The sequence below is a fragment of the Yersinia enterocolitica subsp. enterocolitica genome (assembly GCF_901472495.1).
GTDB lineage: Bacteria > Pseudomonadota > Gammaproteobacteria > Enterobacterales > Enterobacteriaceae > Yersinia > Yersinia enterocolitica.
The window spans coordinates 2,684,192-2,700,978 of the sequence record NZ_LR590469.1; the positions used below are offsets into that span (position 1 = coordinate 2,684,192).

A 16,787-nucleotide genomic window follows, 5' to 3' on the forward strand; every position below is an offset into this window, starting at 1 on the left:
CAGGAATTGAGAGAGCGGAGCATACATCAGTATGTGAGCATCACGAGATGACACAGCAACACAGCCACAGCCCCACTCAGACTTTCTGATCAGACTTTCGGCAACTCAGCCAACGGCCAGCGCGGCCTGACCGACACACTCAACTCGCTATTCACACCACTTTTCAGCCTGATCAACCCAGCATAGGCGATCATCGCGCCATTATCGGTACAAAACTCTGGCCGGGCGTAGAACACTTCGCCACCACGTTTTTGCATCATTTCAGCCAATTTACTGCGCAATGTGCGATTAGCACTCACGCCGCCAGCAATCACTAAACGTTTAAAACCGGTTTGCTCCAGTGCGCGTTTTGATTTGATTGCCAGTGTATCGACCACCGCATCTTCGAATGCTCGCGCAATATCAGCACGAGTCTGATCATCAGTGCCGTTGGCACGAATAGTATTTGCCGCGAAAGTTTTCAGGCCAGAAAAACTGAAATCCAGGCCGGGACGATCAGTCATTGGGCGCGGGAAAGTGAACCGTCCAGCCGTTCCAAGCTGTGCCATACGTGACAACATTGGCCCGCCGGGGTAATCCAGACCTAGCAATTTCGCTGTTTTATCAAAAGCTTCACCTGCCGCATCATCGACAGATTCGCCCAGCAACAGATATTCGCCAATGCCAGTCACACTGATTAATTGCGTATGGCCACCGGAAACCAACAAGGCGACAAACGGAAACTCGGGTGCATTTTCTTCCAACATCGGAGCCAATAAGTGGCCTTCCATATGATGAACGGGCACGGCGGGAACCCCCCAGGCAAAAGCTAATGCACGCCCTACAGTGGCACCGACCAGCAATGCGCCAACCAAGCCGGGGCCTGCGGTATACGCCACGCCATCAATATCTTTGGCGCTCAAATTAGCTTCTTTCAGTGCAGCCTGAATCAATGGCACTGTTTTGCGCACATGATCACGGGAAGCCAGCTCAGGTACAACGCCGCCATAATCAGCATGCAATTTAACCTGACTGTACAATTGGTTAGCTAACAGACCGGTTTCATCGTCATACACTGCAATTCCGGTTTCATCGCAGGATGTTTCTATACCCAAAACTCGCATTACATTTCCCATCATTCACGTGCGGCCGATAGTTTAGCATAACCGTGTCGCTCGTCATGATTTCTGATACCAAATTGAACGGAAAAACGGCATTTTGGCTATCCAACAGGATGAATGTTGTTGATAGTTGTCACATTTGAAAATAATGTTGATAAATTCGATCAATGGCCCTGTTTAGTATATAATCAGCGGCCGTCGCACTCCTGGCACCAACTTTCTTGTAAAGAACGAGGGCGACATCACAGGGGCGTGCCTGTTTCAATTTGCTGTGGTGCTTTACAAAGCAGCATCCATTGAAGTAAAATTCCGCACCATTTTGAGAAGGCTGGCGATTGGCCAGCAGCAAACCGATTTCTATTGAGGTGAGAGGCACATGCCGGTAATTAAAGTACGTGAAAACGAGCCATTCGACGTAGCTCTTCGTCGTTTCAAACGCTCTTGCGAAAAAGCAGGTGTATTAGCTGAAGTTCGTCGTCGTGAGTTCTATGAAAAACCGACTACCGAACGTAAACGCGCTAAAGCTTCTGCTGTAAAACGTCACGCGAAGAAATTGGCTCGCGAAAACGCACGCCGCACTCGTCTGTATTAATTCTTCGGGGGTAACCCCACCGCGTAGTTTTTTATGTTCTAAGAACGCGCAGATCGAGTAGTTGCATACGAAGGCCGTGCTTTCCGAAAGGAATGCGCGGCTTGTTCTCGTTTATGGACTGACCGAATAGGGGCTTATGGCTGGACGAATTCCACGCGTATTTATCAATGACTTGCTGGCTCGCACCGACATCGTCGACCTTATCGATGCTCGGGTAAAGCTGAAGAAGCAAGGCAAAAATTACCATGCGTGCTGTCCGTTCCATCATGAGAAAACCCCCTCATTCACCGTTAACGGCGAAAAACAGTTTTACCACTGTTTTGGCTGTGGTGCGCATGGCAATGCTGTTGATTTCTTGATGAATTACGACAGGCTTGAGTTTGTCGAAAGTATCGAAGAATTAGCCACCATGCACGGGCTGGAAGTGCCTTACGAGGCAGGAACCGGTACCACTCAGTTAGAACGCCATCAACGACAAAGTCTTTATCAACTGATGGAAAGCCTAAGTGCATTCTATCAACAATCACTCAAAGGCCAGAACGCCAATCAGGCACGCGAATATCTTAAACATCGCGGTTTGAGTGAAGAAATCATCCAACATTTTGCTATCGGTTTTGCCCCCCCAGGTTGGGACAACGCCTTAAAACGTTTTGGTCGCGATGGTGAAAGCCGTACCGCGCTGAACGATGCCGGGATGCTGGTGACTAATGATACAGGGCGAGTTTACGATCGTTTTCGTGAGCGCGTTATGTTCCCTATCCGCGATAAACGCGGGCGGGTTATCGCTTTTGGTGGGCGAATTCTGGGTGACGGAGTGCCGAAGTACCTCAACTCCCCAGAAACAGAAATATTTCATAAGGGCCGCCAGTTATACGGCTTGTATGAAGCGCAAGTGAGCCACCCTAACCCAACACGGCTACTGGTGGTGGAAGGTTATATGGATGTGGTCGCACTGGCGCAATTTGGTATTGATTATGCCGTTGCCTCACTGGGTACAGCGACAACTGCTGAACATATCCAATTATTATTCCGCGCAACGGATAACGTAATTTGTTGTTATGACGGCGATCGTGCCGGTAGAGATGCAGCCTGGCGTGCATTAGAGACAGCATTGCCCTATCTAAATGATGGGCGTCAGCTACGCTTTATGTTTTTGCCTGATGGCGAAGATCCAGACACTCTGGTACGTAAAGAAGGGAAAGAGGCATTCGAACAGCGGATGGAGGAGGCGCAGCCACTCTCAACCTTCTTGTTCGAAACATTGATGCCACAAGTGGATTTGAGCAGCCCAGATGGGCGAGCCAAGTTAAGCACGCTGGCACTCCCTTTAATCAGTCAGGTGCCCGGTGAAACCTTACGGCTTTACTTGCGCCAGCAACTCGGTAATAAGTTGGGTCTGCTCGATGACAGCCAGCTCGATAAGCTAATGCCAAAGCAGGCTGAAAATGCAAATACCTACCAGCCGCCCCAGCTAAAACGCACAACCATGCGTATACTTATAGGGCTATTGGTACAAAATCCACAACTGGCGACACTCATCCCCTCACTAAAGGGTGTCGAGCAAGCCAAGTTGGCCGGTTTACCGTTATTTATTGAGTTGGTTGAGACGTGTTTGGCCCAACCGGGGCTGACAACCGGGCAGTTATTAGAACTGTATCGTGATAATAAATTCAGCCAACAACTTGAAACTCTCGCAACATGGAACCACATGATTGTTGAGGATATGGTCGAACAGACTTTTGTCGATACGCTAACCAGCCTGTATGACTCCATATTGGAGCAACGTCAGGAAACACTTATAGCGCGTGATCGTACTCATGGATTAAACGCCGAAGAACGTAAAGAGCTTTGGTCTTTGAATCTGGCGTTAGCCAGAAAAAAATGAAACACCCAACGGCTTAATTGCCGATAAATGTGGGGGCAAATCCCCACAATATGCCGTCATGGCGGGCAGCGGCGACAAAAAAAAGCCCCAAATGCTATTGTTGGCGGTTTCGCCGACCGACACCAACCCAAATACTCTGAAGTGTGGATACCGTCTTATGGAGCAAAACCCGCAGTCACAGCTGAAGCTACTTGTCACCCGTGGTAAGGAGCAAGGCTATCTGACCTATGCTGAGGTCAATGACCATCTGCCGGAAGATATCGTCGATTCCGATCAGATCGAAGACATCATCCAGATGATTAATGACATGGGCATACAGGTGCTGGAAGAAGCCCCTGATGCCGATGATTTAATGCTGGCCGAGAACACCACTGATACCGACGATGACGCGGCTGAAGCTGCTGCACAGGTGTTGTCCAGTGTTGAATCCGAAATCGGGCGTACAACCGACCCGGTGCGTATGTACATGCGTGAAATGGGTACCGTTGAGCTATTGACGCGTGAAGGCGAGATTGATATTGCCAAACGTATCGAAGACGGTATCAATCAGGTCCAGTGCTCAGTGGCTGAATACCCTGAAGCGATTACTTACCTATTGGAGCAATATGATCGCGTTGAGGCGGGCGAAGCTCGTCTATCTGACCTGATCACCGGCTTTGTTGATCCAAACGCCGAAGAAGATATTGCGCCGACTGCAACTCACGTTGGTTCTGAATTATCCACTGAAGAAATGGATGATGACGACGACGAAGATGAAGACGACGAAGAAGAAGAAGACGACAACAGCATCGATCCAGAGCTGGCACGCCAGAAATTCAGCGAATTGCGTGAGCAGTACGAAAACGCACGTTTGGAAATCAAGAAGAATGGTCGTAGCCACGCCAACGCTGCTGCTGAGATTCTGAAGCTTTCTGAAGTGTTCAAACAGTTCCGCCTGGTACCGAAGCAGTTCGACTATCTGGTCAATAACATGCGTGCCATGATGGACCGCGTTCGTACTCAAGAACGTATCATCATGAAACTGTGTGTTGAACAGTGCAAAATGCCGAAGAAGAACTTCGTTACCCTGTTTACCAGCAATGAAACCAGCGATACCTGGTTTGCAGCTGCAATTGCTATGGGTAAGCCATGGTCTGAAAAACTGAAAGATGTTTCGGACGATGTGCAACGTAGCTTGCAAAAACTACGTCAGATCGAAGAAGAAACCGGCCTGACCATTGAGCAAGTGAAAGACATCAACCGCCGTATGTCTATCGGTGAAGCGAAAGCGCGTCGCGCCAAGAAAGAAATGGTTGAGGCTAACCTGCGTCTGGTTATCTCTATTGCGAAAAAATACACCAACCGTGGTTTGCAGTTCCTTGATTTAATTCAGGAAGGCAATATCGGTTTGATGAAAGCAGTAGATAAATTCGAATACCGCCGTGGTTATAAGTTCTCAACCTATGCAACTTGGTGGATTCGTCAGGCTATCACCCGCTCTATCGCGGACCAGGCACGTACTATCCGTATTCCGGTGCATATGATTGAGACCATTAACAAACTCAACCGTATTTCGCGCCAGATGCTGCAAGAGATGGGCCGCGAGCCAACGCCGGAAGAGTTGGCTGAACGCATGCTGATGCCGGAAGACAAAATCCGTAAAGTATTGAAGATTGCGAAAGAGCCAATCTCAATGGAAACCCCAATCGGTGATGATGAAGATTCACATCTGGGCGATTTCATTGAAGATACCACTCTGGAGCTGCCGCTGGACTCTGCCACCTCTGAGAGCCTGCGTTCTGCCACTCACGACGTGTTAGCTGGCCTGACCGCGCGTGAAGCGAAAGTTCTGCGTATGCGTTTCGGTATCGATATGAACACTGACCACACTCTGGAAGAAGTGGGCAAACAGTTCGATGTCACCCGTGAGCGTATCCGTCAGATCGAAGCTAAGGCACTGCGTAAACTGCGTCACCCAAGCCGCTCTGAAGTGCTGCGCAGCTTCCTTGACGATTAATCGTCGGTTGCCGTGACAAGCACACAAAAACCCCGGCATGCCGGGGTTTTTCTTTTTGGCCATTCAGGCCCTTCTTAAGGCCAATATTCATGCGCCGTTAGCTGCTATGTCCGTAAAAAACCTTAATTTTGCGCAGAAAACACCCATCTGATTTATCAGCTCTAGACCGCAGGATAGAAACTACCGTATAATCAGCGTCCAAGTTTGGCCCCTTAGCTCAGTTGGTTAGAGCACGCGACTCATAATCGCTTGGTCACTGGTTCAAGTCCAGTAGGGGCCACCAAATAAAACAAGGAGTTAGATGAGAAATCGTCTGACTCCTTTTTATTTGGTTTAAATGCGTGATTATGCTACCCAAGACAGTAATCGCAAAAAAGGGGGGTAGTTCTCACCAACACCCCAAACGTCAAAGAAAAAAATAAGATTTAAGGATAAATTTTATATTTCTCGCGTAACTTCAGATAATTATCAAGATCGGGCTGCCAGTTAGACTCCAGATAATTCACGGTCTCATCGACAGTTAATTTCTTCTTATCTGCTTCTTCCATTAATTTAACCAGATTGCGCGTACCTGTTAATTTAGCCAACCAAGTAGGTCGTATTAGAAAATACTCTTCCTGATGTTCCAGATAATTGGCCTCCCTCTGTGGGGAAAGGACCATAGAATAACTCGCATCTTTAAATTTAAACCACCATTCAACAAAATAACGTATCGTCGGCTTAATATCGGCTATATTGGCGGCAGTAAATTTTTCGCCACACACTTCTTTGCCCGCTTGCGGCCAACCAGTTCTCTGCTGGTTAATATCTACGTGATAGCAGGTGTTAATATAAAACTTCCTGGATGGGAAACCCAACTGCTCAAAGGGATAGTCTGAACCTCGACCCATATTAACACTGGTTGCTTCAAATAATCCCAAAGAAGGGTAAAGCTGAATAGCCAAATCACTGCGTAAATTTGGCGAAGGTCTTACTGGCAATAAATAAGGCGAATTATGTGTGTAATTGCCCATGGCGATAACAGTCAAATCTTCTGGGGGAAACTGGTAAGCTTTAATACCAAATGCCTGCCAATTTGAATCATTGAAATGTGTTAACCACCCCTCATTTATTATCATACGAGCAAACTCCCCAGACGTCAGTCCGTGCACCATAGGGACAGGATGCATACCAATACCTGAAATGTTCTTCTCTTCAAGAATTGGCCCATAAACATGGTTTCCGAGTGGGTTCGGCCGATCAAATACCATAAATTGTTTATGATACTTTTGCAGGCTTTCCAACATATGATGCATGGAAATAGTGTAGGTAAAATAACGAACACCAACATCCTGTAAATCATAAATAACGATATCAACATCAGATAACTGCGCTTCAGTGGGATGTGCCCTCATTCGCCCATCTTTATCTCTTCCATATAAAGAAATAATAGGAAGACCGCTCTGTTTATCGATGTGATTATCATCCCCTAATCCGGCATCTGCATTCCCACGGATACCGTGCTCAACAGAGAATAGTTTTGTCACTGTAAAATGGAATTTATTCTGCTCGGATAACAATTTGTCGATGGTATGACGTCCTTCCTTGTTAATCGAGCTTTGGTTGACCATTAAGCCAATACGTTTATTTTTAAGTAATGGCCCATAAACATTTTCCTGATCAACGCCTAAAATAATTTCTTGGGTAACGCTGGCATAGCCAGCAGTTATAATAAATAGCCCATACAGACATAATAATATTCGCAGGAAATACCCCATCCCTAGTCTCTCACTATTAATAAATTGATGTTCTGATATCTCTTATTAAGTATCAGAAATTATGTCTCAACTCTACAGCCCAAAACCAAAAATTATTGCTGGTTTTGTGGCTGTTAGTCCAGGTTTGCTCCGGGCGGTAATAGGTATCAGCAAAAATTGAAGTCTGCTTCGTTAACGGATAGAGCACCTGCAAACCATAGCGGCTGCGATTTTTTTCTTTATGTACAATTTCATGATTATTCGAGTCACGAAAACTCTGCGATCCTTTAACCAGAGCCAGACGCGTATAAGGCATAAACAGAAGACCATTATCAAATTTATGGCGGTAAATTCCCCATAAGAAATGCTCTTTGTTATAAAGCGTATTGACCAATTGCTCATCAATGTACAAATAGTTTAACCAAAGTGAATTCTTCTGATTAAAGGTGATATTGGCACCAGCGAAATGCTCATTTATTTGGCTCCAATCTCGTTTGTATACACCATAATTCCCTTTAGCACGAGCATAGTCCAACTTACGATCAATCAGGCGAAATGAGAAACTGGCGTTAAAACTTAGATTCTCAGAATATTGATAATACGCCTGTGGACGGATCCAGATTTCATGCCGCTCTTCACCTTTACGAACATCCCCCTTGTACTCAGGGTCAGCCAATGCTGGATTACTAATTGAAGGATAATGCCAGTTATCATTACGATAACCTAAGCGTAATTTTGTATTACCACTCTTACCATCATGGGTGAAAGGAAAAGTTCTGGTGACCCCAGCCTGCCAACGTGTACGATCATACTCTGGATTATTATCCAGATATGTCTTTAAAAACTGAACGTCATATAGCCACAGTGAGTCATTCTGATAAATATAAGCACCAACATAAGGCGAGGTTGCCATACTACCTTTAATAAACTTCCAGCTTTCATCACTGTCTATCTCTTGTTCTGCACCTATATAAGTTTCGAAGCTCCAGGCTTTTTTCCTTAACTTATCCTGTACTTCTTTTTTTTCTTTTTCTATTTGCTGAATTCTCTTATTTAATTTGTAAATTTCCTGATCATAGTCAGTTTCAAATTCATCTGCTAATACGGGCGTACACATTGTTAGTGTGCTGAAAACCACAATTCCTTTTAAGATATTCATTTTCACCTTCCGTAATTTTATAACGTCGTTAATCCATAACCACGTGGATAGAGTATCTGGCTATTATCAGGAGTTCTAATATCCACTGGTAACTTCCCATGTGGCTCGGCCAATACATCTAATTTACCTTTTGGTCCCTGAAATAGCGTTCTTAGCCCACTGCGGATATTAGTTTCTAAACTGCTTCGTACATTATTGGTCACATCGAACCCGGTAATACCATAAATAGCAATATTCGCCTTTACGCCGGATAGATAAGCAATATCATAAGGGTTACGACTTGATATAACGACTAAAGGGATATTAGCCTTATTGGCTTCATCAATGATCCGCTGCGCATTAATTGGTTCGAGTTTAAGATTATAGGTAGCAAGAATAATAAGATCTTGGCCTTTAATCTGTTTGGCGATATCTTCAGGATTTGCATCGCTTTTATCCAGTTTTATTACTTTATTTTTAACGATAAAGTCAACGTTAAATTTATTAGCAATATCATCAAGATGTTTAGTAATGAGTTCGTTGCGAGGTCTCTCGTCAGAGAATACTATTATCTTATTTTGTGGTTTTACTTGATAAGGGAAAACATTATCATTTTTGATTAGTGTGATAGCCTGCTCAGAAATGAAATTTTCAATATTCTTATGATTTTTTGATGCGACAACTTTTTCCGCGATAGCAATATCATGCGGTTCAGGAGAAATACGCTTATTCAGTTTGGTGTAAATGACTCGCTGTGCTGAATCCTCAATACGTTGTTTAAGCTCAGGATCTTTTGTGGCTTCGGTTTTTAAATAATCATAAAGTGCATCGAGTTGTTCAATACTGGCGCGGTTCTTAATTTCCATTGGCATTAAGACAATATCATTGCCTGCCATAATGGCCTGCTTGATAGACCAATTACGCTCAAAGTTACTGGTAATCGCGCCCATATCCATAGCATCTGTCAGGATCAAGCCATCAAACTTGAGCTGATTACGTAAGATATCAGTCAGGATGGGCTTTGATAATGTGGCTGGAGTGCCCACTTTTTCGCCCTTAATATTTGTTAACATTGAATTATCCAGAGCTGGCACAACCACATGGGCAGTCATAATTGCATCAGTCACTGGCATGACTTCAACAAAGGGTTTCAGTTCGACTTGCTGCCATGCATCTTTATCAATATTGACTGCCGGCAAGGAAAAATGTGTATCCGAGGTGACATTTCCATGACCTGGAAAATGTTTGAGTGAGGTGAGTACATTGTATTTGTGAATGCCAATAATATAACTACGGGCTAACTCCGCCACCAACACCGGATCATTGGAATAAGAACGCACGCCAATGACAGGGTTATTCTGATTATTATTGACATCAACGACAGGGCCAAAGTTAAAGTTAAAACCCAAGCTAGATAATTCATAACCGTGGATACTTCCGGCCTGCTGAGCAAACTTGGATGATCCGGTTGCCCCTAATGCCATATTTCCTGGCATTTCAGTACCTACTCGTAGACGAGTAACATATCCTCCTTCCTGATCGGTGCTAATAAACAGAGGGAGATTGCTGCGCGCATTTTGAAGATTATTAATTAACGTAACTGTTTGTGGAATATCAATAAGATTTTCACGGAAAAGAATAATAGAACCTAAATGATAATCGCGAATCATCTTACTGACAACCTCATTAATCTCAATGAATGCTGTTTTGTCGCTGTTATCGGTATGACTCCATGAGCGAATATCAATCATTAATATTTGCCCCAATTTTTCTTCAAAACTCATTTTTGAGATGACTTTTTCAGCAGATATCTTTGGCGACAACCACATATCTTTAAGTTGTGCATCTGGAATAATATCTGCATAAGAACAGGTGCTAAATAAGAGAATCGCAGCTATTAATTTTTTCATTAACTCCTCCGTTAGTTATGTTAGTCGGGCGATTTTACTTTTTAGCTCACACAATAAAGTGATAATTATCACAGTTGATTGATTCGCCTTTTTACTCAAATAAGGAATAATAACACTTATTTTTTGTGGCTTCATTTCCGTAAACCCACTATACAAGGCGGCAAAGCCAAGAATAACTTATTACCATCAGGAATACTTATTATTAAATTAATCTAAATATAATCACCTAATAGCCACTAGAGTTTGTAGGTAATTTCTGATAAAAATAAAACACTAAAAGTAGCATAGGGCAATGAGATAATTAAAATATATTACCTTCATTGCCTTAAGATTTATGAATCAATATGCAAGCACATCAGTCATCCAGATTGTTTATTGTCATACTGGCATTCAGAATCAAGGGTTTAGCCATTTCTTTCCGTTGCTGCATCAATGCCAGGAATATCAGATCGGTTAGGGTATTTTGAGCCGTTCGGGAAGAAATTGAAGAACTTCGCCACTCATTTTCATCCGAAATACTTTCAAGGACATAATCTGCGATCTTAGCCAACGGCGAGACTTTACTGCCAGTAATCGCGATGACAGTTGCCCCTTGTGCTTTAGCGACTGTTGCTGCAATTCTCATGTCTTTTCTTCTGCCAGTGAAGGAAAGAACAATTTGTACATCTTTGGGTGTGAGGGTGAGTGCTGCCGCAATCTGCACATGGAGGTCCGCTTCAACCAGGGTCATTATGCCTATTTTTTGTAATTTATAGCTCAGGTCTTTTGCAGTAAGTCCTGATCCCCAAATACCCACTATTTGTACGCGCTGCGCAGTATTAATGAGCGAGATCACTTGCTGAAAAACAGAAAAATTAATCTTCCGCGTTGTTTCCATAATTGACGCCATCTTCTCATGCGCAAGCTTTTGCGCCATCACCATCAATGAGTCTTCGGGTGAAATAGAATTATGTAGCGCTTTATGTGGATAGGATTTAAATAAGTTATTTCTGCTTAATTCTTCACTGATAGCGATTTTTAGTGCTGGAAAGCCTTTCATACCAATCTTCTGACTAAATTTTACAATCGCCGATTGGCTGACGCCTGCATCCTCTGCAAACTGAGAGGAAGATATACTGAGGATAGATTCAGGATTATCAAGAATACATTTCGCTATTTTTTTCTGGTTTTCAGCCAGTTCAGGTAGTAACCAGGTTATTTCATTCAAAATCGACATCAAAGGTTTCCCGTTAAAGACAATAGATTATTCCAGCCAAATACCTTTTATGACTAAGATGTAACTGCATAAATGTAATGAAGATAATTTATTTATTTGTTCTATTTTATCTGTACTTATTCCTCATAACCCCAGTGATTAGAATAGATTTTACCGTGATATACATCACGTTTAATAAATAATTAATTACTTAACATCGCCGATAATTTAAATAAAGGGAAGTCCCCATGACGATTAATCTAAGCTCAATGGTTACGGAAAGCCGAAACCCCGCCAGTTCTCAAATTGATACTCTTTCAGCACTGGAGATACTCAAGGTGATCAATCATGAGGATAAAAAAGTGCCCTTTGCGGTTGAGGAAAAGCTGCCCGAGATTGCCCAAGCCGTTTCACTTATCGCCGAGGCTTTCACACGCGGCGGTAGATTAATTTACTGTGGGGCCGGTACTTCCGGACGACTGGGGATTCTGGATGCTAGTGAGTGCCCACCAACATATGGAACGCCACGAGAAATGGTTGTCGGCCTTATCGCTGGCGGCAACACAGCTATTTTGCAAGCGGTTGAGAATGCAGAAGATAGCCGAGAAATGGGTGAGCAAGACCTGCGTGACCTACATTTCAATGCACGAGATGTGCTGGTCGGAATTGCAGCCAGTGGCCGCACACCTTATGTGCTGGGGGCGATGGCCTATGCCCATAGTGTTGGGGCTAGTGTAGTGGCGATTTCTTGTAATCAGAATAGCGAAATGAGTAAAGCGGCAGATATCGCTATTGAGGCGCTGGTTGGCCCTGAGGTTGTCACGGGGTCATCACGGATGAAAGCAGGAACTGCACAGAAGTTAATTCTGAATATGCTGACAACCGGCGCAATGATTCGCAGTGGAAAAGTGTATAGCAATCTGATGGTAGATGTTGAAGCGACAAACGCCAAGCTGGTGCAACGTCAGGTAGATATTGTTGTTCAAGCGACGGAGTGCTCCCCCAAGGAGGCACAAGCTGCACTTGATGAATGTAACCGTCACTGCAAAACAGCCATTATGATGATTCTGAGTGGTATGTCTGCAGAAGAAGCTGCCGATATCCTTATAAAAAATAAAGGATTCATCCGTAAAGCGCTCAAGGAGATTAAAGTATAAACATGGCGAAAATAACCAGCACTACGATAGACCAGATCTTATTCTTGATTGGCGGGAGTAAGAATATCATCGTCTGTGGAAACTGCATGACGAGGCTGCGCCTGACCTTAAAAGATCGTCAACTAATACAGCATGAAAACTTAAAAAAGATACCCGGAGTGATGGGGATCGTTAACGGCGATGATCAGTTACAAATCATTCTCGGGCCGGGCAAAGCTCAAACTGCCAGTGAGATGATGAATAAGGTGCTGAGTTCTGAACCGCAGCCGCAACATGAAAGTACTCAGGATGCAGATTTGCATGTACTGGCCAGCCAGACAAAACAGCAAATGAAAGCGAAACAACAAAGTGCTGTTCACAATTTTCTGACCAAATTCGCCACCATATTTACCCCACTGATTCCCGGATTCATTGCCGCAGGATTACTGTTGGGGATCGCAACATTGCTCCAGCAAACACTGGCATTGGAGGGTGTGATTCAATCCCCGTGGTTGGCGGCACTGATTGCTTACATGAAAGTATTCAGCATCGGTTTATTCACCTTCCTCAGCATTTTGATTGGTTTTAATACACAGAAAGCCTTTGGCGGAACAGGGGTCAACGGCGCAATTATCGCTTCGTTGTTTATTTTACGCTATGTGCCGGAAGGCACTGTTGGCTACTACGGTGGGATGGAAAGCTTCTTTGGGCTGGCGATTGACCCACGCGGCAACATCATCGGCGTTTTGTTGGCCTGTATGTTAGGTGCCTGGATTGAGCGGCAAGTACGTCGTTGTATTCCCGATAATTTGGATATGATCCTGACATCGGCGATCACGTTATTGATTACAGGTGCAATCACTTTCGTTGCCATCATGCCAGTCGGGGGCGAGCTATTTAAGGGCATGTCATGGCTGTTTATGCATTTAAATGGTAACCCGTTCGGCACCGCGATTCTGGCTGGCTTATTCCTGATTGCCGTAGTGTTCGGTATTCACCAAGGTTTTGTTCCGGTCTATTTTGCCTTAATGGACGCGCAAGGTTTCAACTCATTATTCCCGATTCTGGCGATGGCAGGAGCGGGTCAGGTGGGTGCAGCACTGGCACTATATGCCCGTTCGCCAAAAGGTTCCGTCCTGCGTACACAGATTAAAGGGGCCATTTTCCCTGGATTATTAGGGATTGGTGAGCCACTTATTTATGGTGTGACATTACCGCGCCTAAAACCTTTTATTACGGCCTGTTTAGGTGGTGCTGTCGGCGGCTTCTTTATCGGTCTGGTTGCCTGGTTGGGGCTGCCGGTTGGCTTGAATACGGTGTTTGGCCCATCGGGATTGGTGTCTATTCCACTCATGACATCAGCCCAGGGGATTTTCGCCGGAATGATGGTTTACGTGGTTGGCCTTCTCATCTCATATGCTGCGGGTTTTATTCTGACGTGGTTTTTCGGCCATAAAGATATTGATTTAAGCTAATTGCGATGATTAATTTGGCCCTGCTACATCGCAGGGCCGCTACCCGAGATTAAAGCGAACCTTTATATAGGTTATATCCCAACTGTTGCGCCACTGATGCCACCATTTTTTGGCCGCGTACACTATTGCCTACCGGGTCAAGGGGCGGCGAAAATGCCGCAATCCCCATGACACCGGGCACTACCGCCAGGATCCCACCACCGACACCACTTTTACCCGGTAAACCCACGGTATATGCCCAATCTCCAGAGCTGCCATACATCCCTTCCATGGTCATTTCAGCCAAAATAAATGGCGTATTGCTGGCCGTCAGCACCTGCTTTTTAGTCACAGGGTTGACTCCCGCCGCCGCAAAGGTTGCCCCCATGGTGGCCAGTTCAATAGTATTGAGCAATGTTGAACACTGACGTGTGTATACGTCACAAGCCTCCATCGGGTCGCAATACATGGCCTGAGCCGAATAAAGCAGCCATGCAATGGCGCGATTGTGAAAATTGGTGGTTTGTTCTGAATGGTTAACTTCATCCGAAAGTGCAATCGGGGCACCAACCAGTTGCTGTTGCATGTCCAGAATCCGTGCCCAGCGCTCTTCTCTATTACTGGCCTTAATCGCACTTACTGTCGACATCGCTCCTGCATTTACCAATGGCGACAATGGCTTACCATTGTGCAGCTCCAACGCAATGACCGAGTTAAAAGGTAAACCGGTAGGATCTGCGCCTATCTTGTCTTGCACAGCTTGCGGGCCAATATCTTCTAGCGCTAAGGCAAGAGAGCACACTTTCGAAATAGATTCCAAGGCAAAACGAAAATCGGTATCACCTTGCGAAATAATATCGCCATCAATCGTGACAATGGCCAACCCAGCAAGCTGACTGGGAACACTGGCCAGATAAGGAATGTAGCTGGCATTCGCCCCTCCGGCGAGGGTGGAATATTGTGAATAACTATCCTTAACAACGTGATTCAAGCGAGCTAGGTCAATAGTCATAACACTGACTCCAACACTAAATATTATTGAGCAGGGGGCCGAAGCCGCCCTGTATGAAGAGGAAGGGCGTTAGCTTTTCGGTGCTTTTGCAGCCGCCGCAGTGACGTCATTGGTATGTGTCGCCGAAGTGCTCGGAATACCTGGATGACTATTTTCTGCTTGCCAAGTAAATGGGGCGAAATCGCTATTTTCATCACGCCAGTGAGGTTTACGAACGATATAAATCAAGAATGGCAAAATGACAAAGAACAGTGTGGAAGCGATCAGAATACCGACATATTCTGTTGGGCTACCTACCGTAATTTGGCTGGGTGGAATAAAGCTGAATACGAAAGCCAGAATTGAGCCAATAAGCCCCGCTCCACCAATAATCCACATGCCGATTGCTCCTCCGGGAATATGATATGGGCGTGGACGATTTGGTTGACTGTAACGCAGATAAATTGCAGAGCTGAACATCAGCATATACATGATGAGATATAAGATAACGGTCATTTGACTCATTATTTGATACGCCGCCTGCACCGAAGGTAATACCACAAACAGTATTGCCAACAAGGAAACCAGCAGAGCCTGTAACAGCAGAATATGGGTCGCCATGCCATTCTTATTGGTATGTTGCCACCAGCGTGGCAAATAACCCGCTTTCGCCACTACCAACAAACCTGAAGATGGGCCAGCAACCCAGGTCACCACCCCCGCCAGCACGCCAATAGCCAAAGCAAAAGCAACCACTGGCCCCAACCATTCCAAATGCGCCCACTTGAACATATCGTCATAGGCCACCAATAGACTTTGCGTTAGGCTGATATCAGACTGTGGAATAACAAAAGCGATTGCCAGAGTTCCTAATACGAAAATAAGTACCGTCCCCACGGCCGATAACATAATAGCAATGGGATAGTTTCTATTCGGGTTATCCACATCTTTAACATGGATGGCATTCATCTCCATACCGGCATAGAACAAGAAAATACTGGCGGCCAGCACCACATTATCAAAGTTGGTAAAGTCGGGAACCACCTGCTCCCAAGATAATTCTATTTGTGGAGTCCCACCGCCAATTAAGTAAGAAAAACCCAGCACAATCAAAATCACCGCAGGAATAATCGTACCGATAATACCGCCCCATTTTGAAACTTTGGCGAATGTATCGACGCCTTTAAAGGCAATAAAGGTGGCGAGCCAATAAATAAATAGCACTATTCCCAAGACAAAGAATTTATTGGCAGACAGGGCCTCGTCCCATCTTTGCTCTGGGCCGATAAAGGCCAGTGATACCGCGGCAAATGTCAGTGCGGTGGGGAACCAGACGGTCACCTCAACCCACAGCATAAACATGGCAAGAAAAGCTAAACGCGGGCCAAATGCTTCGCCAACCCAGCGAAATACCCCACCTTTTTCAGGCCAGCCTGTGGCTAATTCCGCCGCCACCAGTGAGACCGGAATTAAGAAAAATACCGCAGCAAACAGATAATAGAAAATTGAACTCAGGCCATATTCGGCTTCAGCGGGTAATCCCCTGAGGCTAACCACAGCCACGATATTCATGATCGCCAGTGTAGCGATACTCAGCTTTTTAACTGGAACAGCGGATTTACCTGTCCCGGAGCTATTATTCGACATAATTTAT

The 16,787-nt window shown here is 45.0% G+C and carries 12 protein-coding genes and 1 tRNA gene; 6 read left to right on the plus strand and 7 right to left on the minus strand.

Annotated elements, in window-relative coordinates:
- Nucleotides 1–89: 89 nt before the first annotated feature.
- Entirely contained in the window at nt 90–1,103 is a 1,014-nt protein-coding gene (tsaD, locus tag FGL26_RS12800) for a tRNA (adenosine(37)-N6)-threonylcarbamoyltransferase complex transferase subunit TsaD (protein WP_005160825.1), read from the minus strand.
- Nucleotides 1,104–1,476: 373 nt separating this feature from the next.
- Here tsaD and rpsU point away from each other — a divergent pair, with 373 nt between their 5' ends.
- The 4 genes from rpsU to FGL26_RS12820 all read left to right on the plus strand — a co-directional run bounded on the left by rpsU (nt 1,477) and on the right by FGL26_RS12820 (nt 5,856).
- Entirely contained in the window at nt 1,477–1,692 is a 216-nt protein-coding gene (gene rpsU, locus FGL26_RS12805; RefSeq protein ID WP_001144069.1) for a 30S ribosomal protein S21, read from the plus strand.
- Between the two features lie 136 nt (nt 1,693–1,828).
- A complete protein-coding gene (gene dnaG, locus FGL26_RS12810) occupies nt 1,829–3,577 on the plus strand; it encodes a DNA primase (protein WP_005174139.1) in 1,749 nt (582 codons plus the stop codon).
- 157 nt (nt 3,578–3,734) lie between these two features.
- Nucleotides 3,735–5,573, plus strand: a complete 1,839-nt coding sequence (gene rpoD, locus FGL26_RS12815) for an RNA polymerase sigma factor RpoD (protein ID WP_005174140.1) — start codon at nt 3,735–3,737, stop codon at nt 5,571–5,573.
- 206 nt (nt 5,574–5,779) lie between these two features.
- Nucleotides 5,780–5,856 (plus strand) — tRNA-Ile (locus tag FGL26_RS12820).
- 142 nt (nt 5,857–5,998) lie between these two features.
- Here the strand turns inward: FGL26_RS12820 and FGL26_RS12825 are convergent.
- From FGL26_RS12825 to FGL26_RS12840, 4 genes are all read right to left on the minus strand, one after another.
- Nucleotides 5,999–7,330 (minus strand): exo-beta-N-acetylmuramidase NamZ family protein, encoded by a 1,332-nt coding sequence (locus FGL26_RS12825; RefSeq protein WP_005174141.1) that lies wholly within the window; start codon nt 7,328–7,330, stop codon nt 5,999–6,001.
- Between the two features lie 52 nt (nt 7,331–7,382).
- Complete coding sequence (locus FGL26_RS12830) at nt 7,383–8,468, minus strand: hypothetical protein (RefSeq protein WP_005174143.1); 1,086 nt, start codon at nt 8,466–8,468, stop codon at nt 7,383–7,385.
- A gap of 17 nt (nt 8,469–8,485) precedes the next feature.
- Nucleotides 8,486–10,357 (minus strand): glycoside hydrolase family 3 protein, encoded by a 1,872-nt coding sequence (locus tag FGL26_RS12835; RefSeq protein ID WP_005174145.1) that lies wholly within the window; start codon nt 10,355–10,357, stop codon nt 8,486–8,488.
- Nucleotides 10,358–10,712: 355 nt separating this feature from the next.
- Nucleotides 10,713–11,573: an SIS domain-containing protein gene (locus tag FGL26_RS12840; protein ID WP_005174147.1), complete on the minus strand. Its 861-nt coding sequence runs from the start codon at nt 11,571–11,573 to the stop codon at nt 10,713–10,715.
- A gap of 227 nt (nt 11,574–11,800) precedes the next feature.
- On the opposite strand from FGL26_RS12840, the gene murQ reads away from it, so the two are divergent.
- Both murQ and murP read left to right on the plus strand, forming a co-directional pair.
- The gene (gene murQ / locus FGL26_RS12845) at nt 11,801–12,709 is read left to right on the plus strand and encodes an N-acetylmuramic acid 6-phosphate etherase (RefSeq protein ID WP_005174153.1); all 909 of its coding nucleotides are present in this window, start codon (nt 11,801–11,803) and stop codon (nt 12,707–12,709) included.
- Nucleotides 12,710–12,711: 2 nt separating this feature from the next.
- Entirely contained in the window at nt 12,712–14,163 is a 1,452-nt protein-coding gene (gene murP, locus FGL26_RS12850; protein WP_005174154.1) for a PTS N-acetylmuramic acid transporter subunit IIBC, read from the plus strand.
- 49 nt (nt 14,164–14,212) lie between these two features.
- On the opposite strand, the gene glsA is transcribed toward murP, so the two are convergent.
- Together glsA and gadC are read right to left on the minus strand one after the other, a co-directional pair.
- Entirely contained in the window at nt 14,213–15,154 is a 942-nt protein-coding gene (gene glsA, locus FGL26_RS12855) for a glutaminase A (RefSeq protein ID WP_005174155.1), read from the minus strand.
- Between the two features lie 69 nt (nt 15,155–15,223).
- The gene (gene gadC, locus FGL26_RS12860; RefSeq protein WP_005174157.1) at nt 15,224–16,780 is read right to left on the minus strand and encodes a glutamine/gamma-aminobutyrate antiporter GadC; all 1,557 of its coding nucleotides are present in this window, start codon (nt 16,778–16,780) and stop codon (nt 15,224–15,226) included.
- Nucleotides 16,781–16,787: the final 7 nt, after the last annotated feature.

What these genes read in the sequence shown, in the direction of transcription:
- tsaD (WP_005160825.1), bottom strand. Translation starts at nt 1,103, where the DNA reads ATGCGAGTTTTGGGTATAGAAACATCCTGCGATGAAACCGGAATTGCA.
- rpsU (WP_001144069.1), top strand. Translation starts at nt 1,477, where the DNA reads ATGCCGGTAATTAAAGTACGTGAAAACGAGCCATTCGACGTAGCTCTT.
- dnaG (WP_005174139.1), top strand. Translation starts at nt 1,829, where the DNA reads ATGGCTGGACGAATTCCACGCGTATTTATCAATGACTTGCTGGCTCGC.
- rpoD (WP_005174140.1), top strand. Translation starts at nt 3,735, where the DNA reads ATGGAGCAAAACCCGCAGTCACAGCTGAAGCTACTTGTCACCCGTGGT.
- FGL26_RS12825 (WP_005174141.1), bottom strand. Translation starts at nt 7,330, where the DNA reads ATGGGGTATTTCCTGCGAATATTATTATGTCTGTATGGGCTATTTATT.
- FGL26_RS12830 (WP_005174143.1), bottom strand. Translation starts at nt 8,468, where the DNA reads ATGAATATCTTAAAAGGAATTGTGGTTTTCAGCACACTAACAATGTGT.
- FGL26_RS12835 (WP_005174145.1), bottom strand. Translation starts at nt 10,357, where the DNA reads ATGAAAAAATTAATAGCTGCGATTCTCTTATTTAGCACCTGTTCTTAT.
- FGL26_RS12840 (WP_005174147.1), bottom strand. Translation starts at nt 11,573, where the DNA reads ATGTCGATTTTGAATGAAATAACCTGGTTACTACCTGAACTGGCTGAA.
- murQ (WP_005174153.1), top strand. Translation starts at nt 11,801, where the DNA reads ATGACGATTAATCTAAGCTCAATGGTTACGGAAAGCCGAAACCCCGCC.
- murP (WP_005174154.1), top strand. Translation starts at nt 12,712, where the DNA reads ATGGCGAAAATAACCAGCACTACGATAGACCAGATCTTATTCTTGATT.
- glsA (WP_005174155.1), bottom strand. Translation starts at nt 15,154, where the DNA reads ATGACTATTGACCTAGCTCGCTTGAATCACGTTGTTAAGGATAGTTAT.
- gadC (WP_005174157.1), bottom strand. Translation starts at nt 16,780, where the DNA reads ATGTCGAATAATAGCTCCGGGACAGGTAAATCCGCTGTTCCAGTTAAA.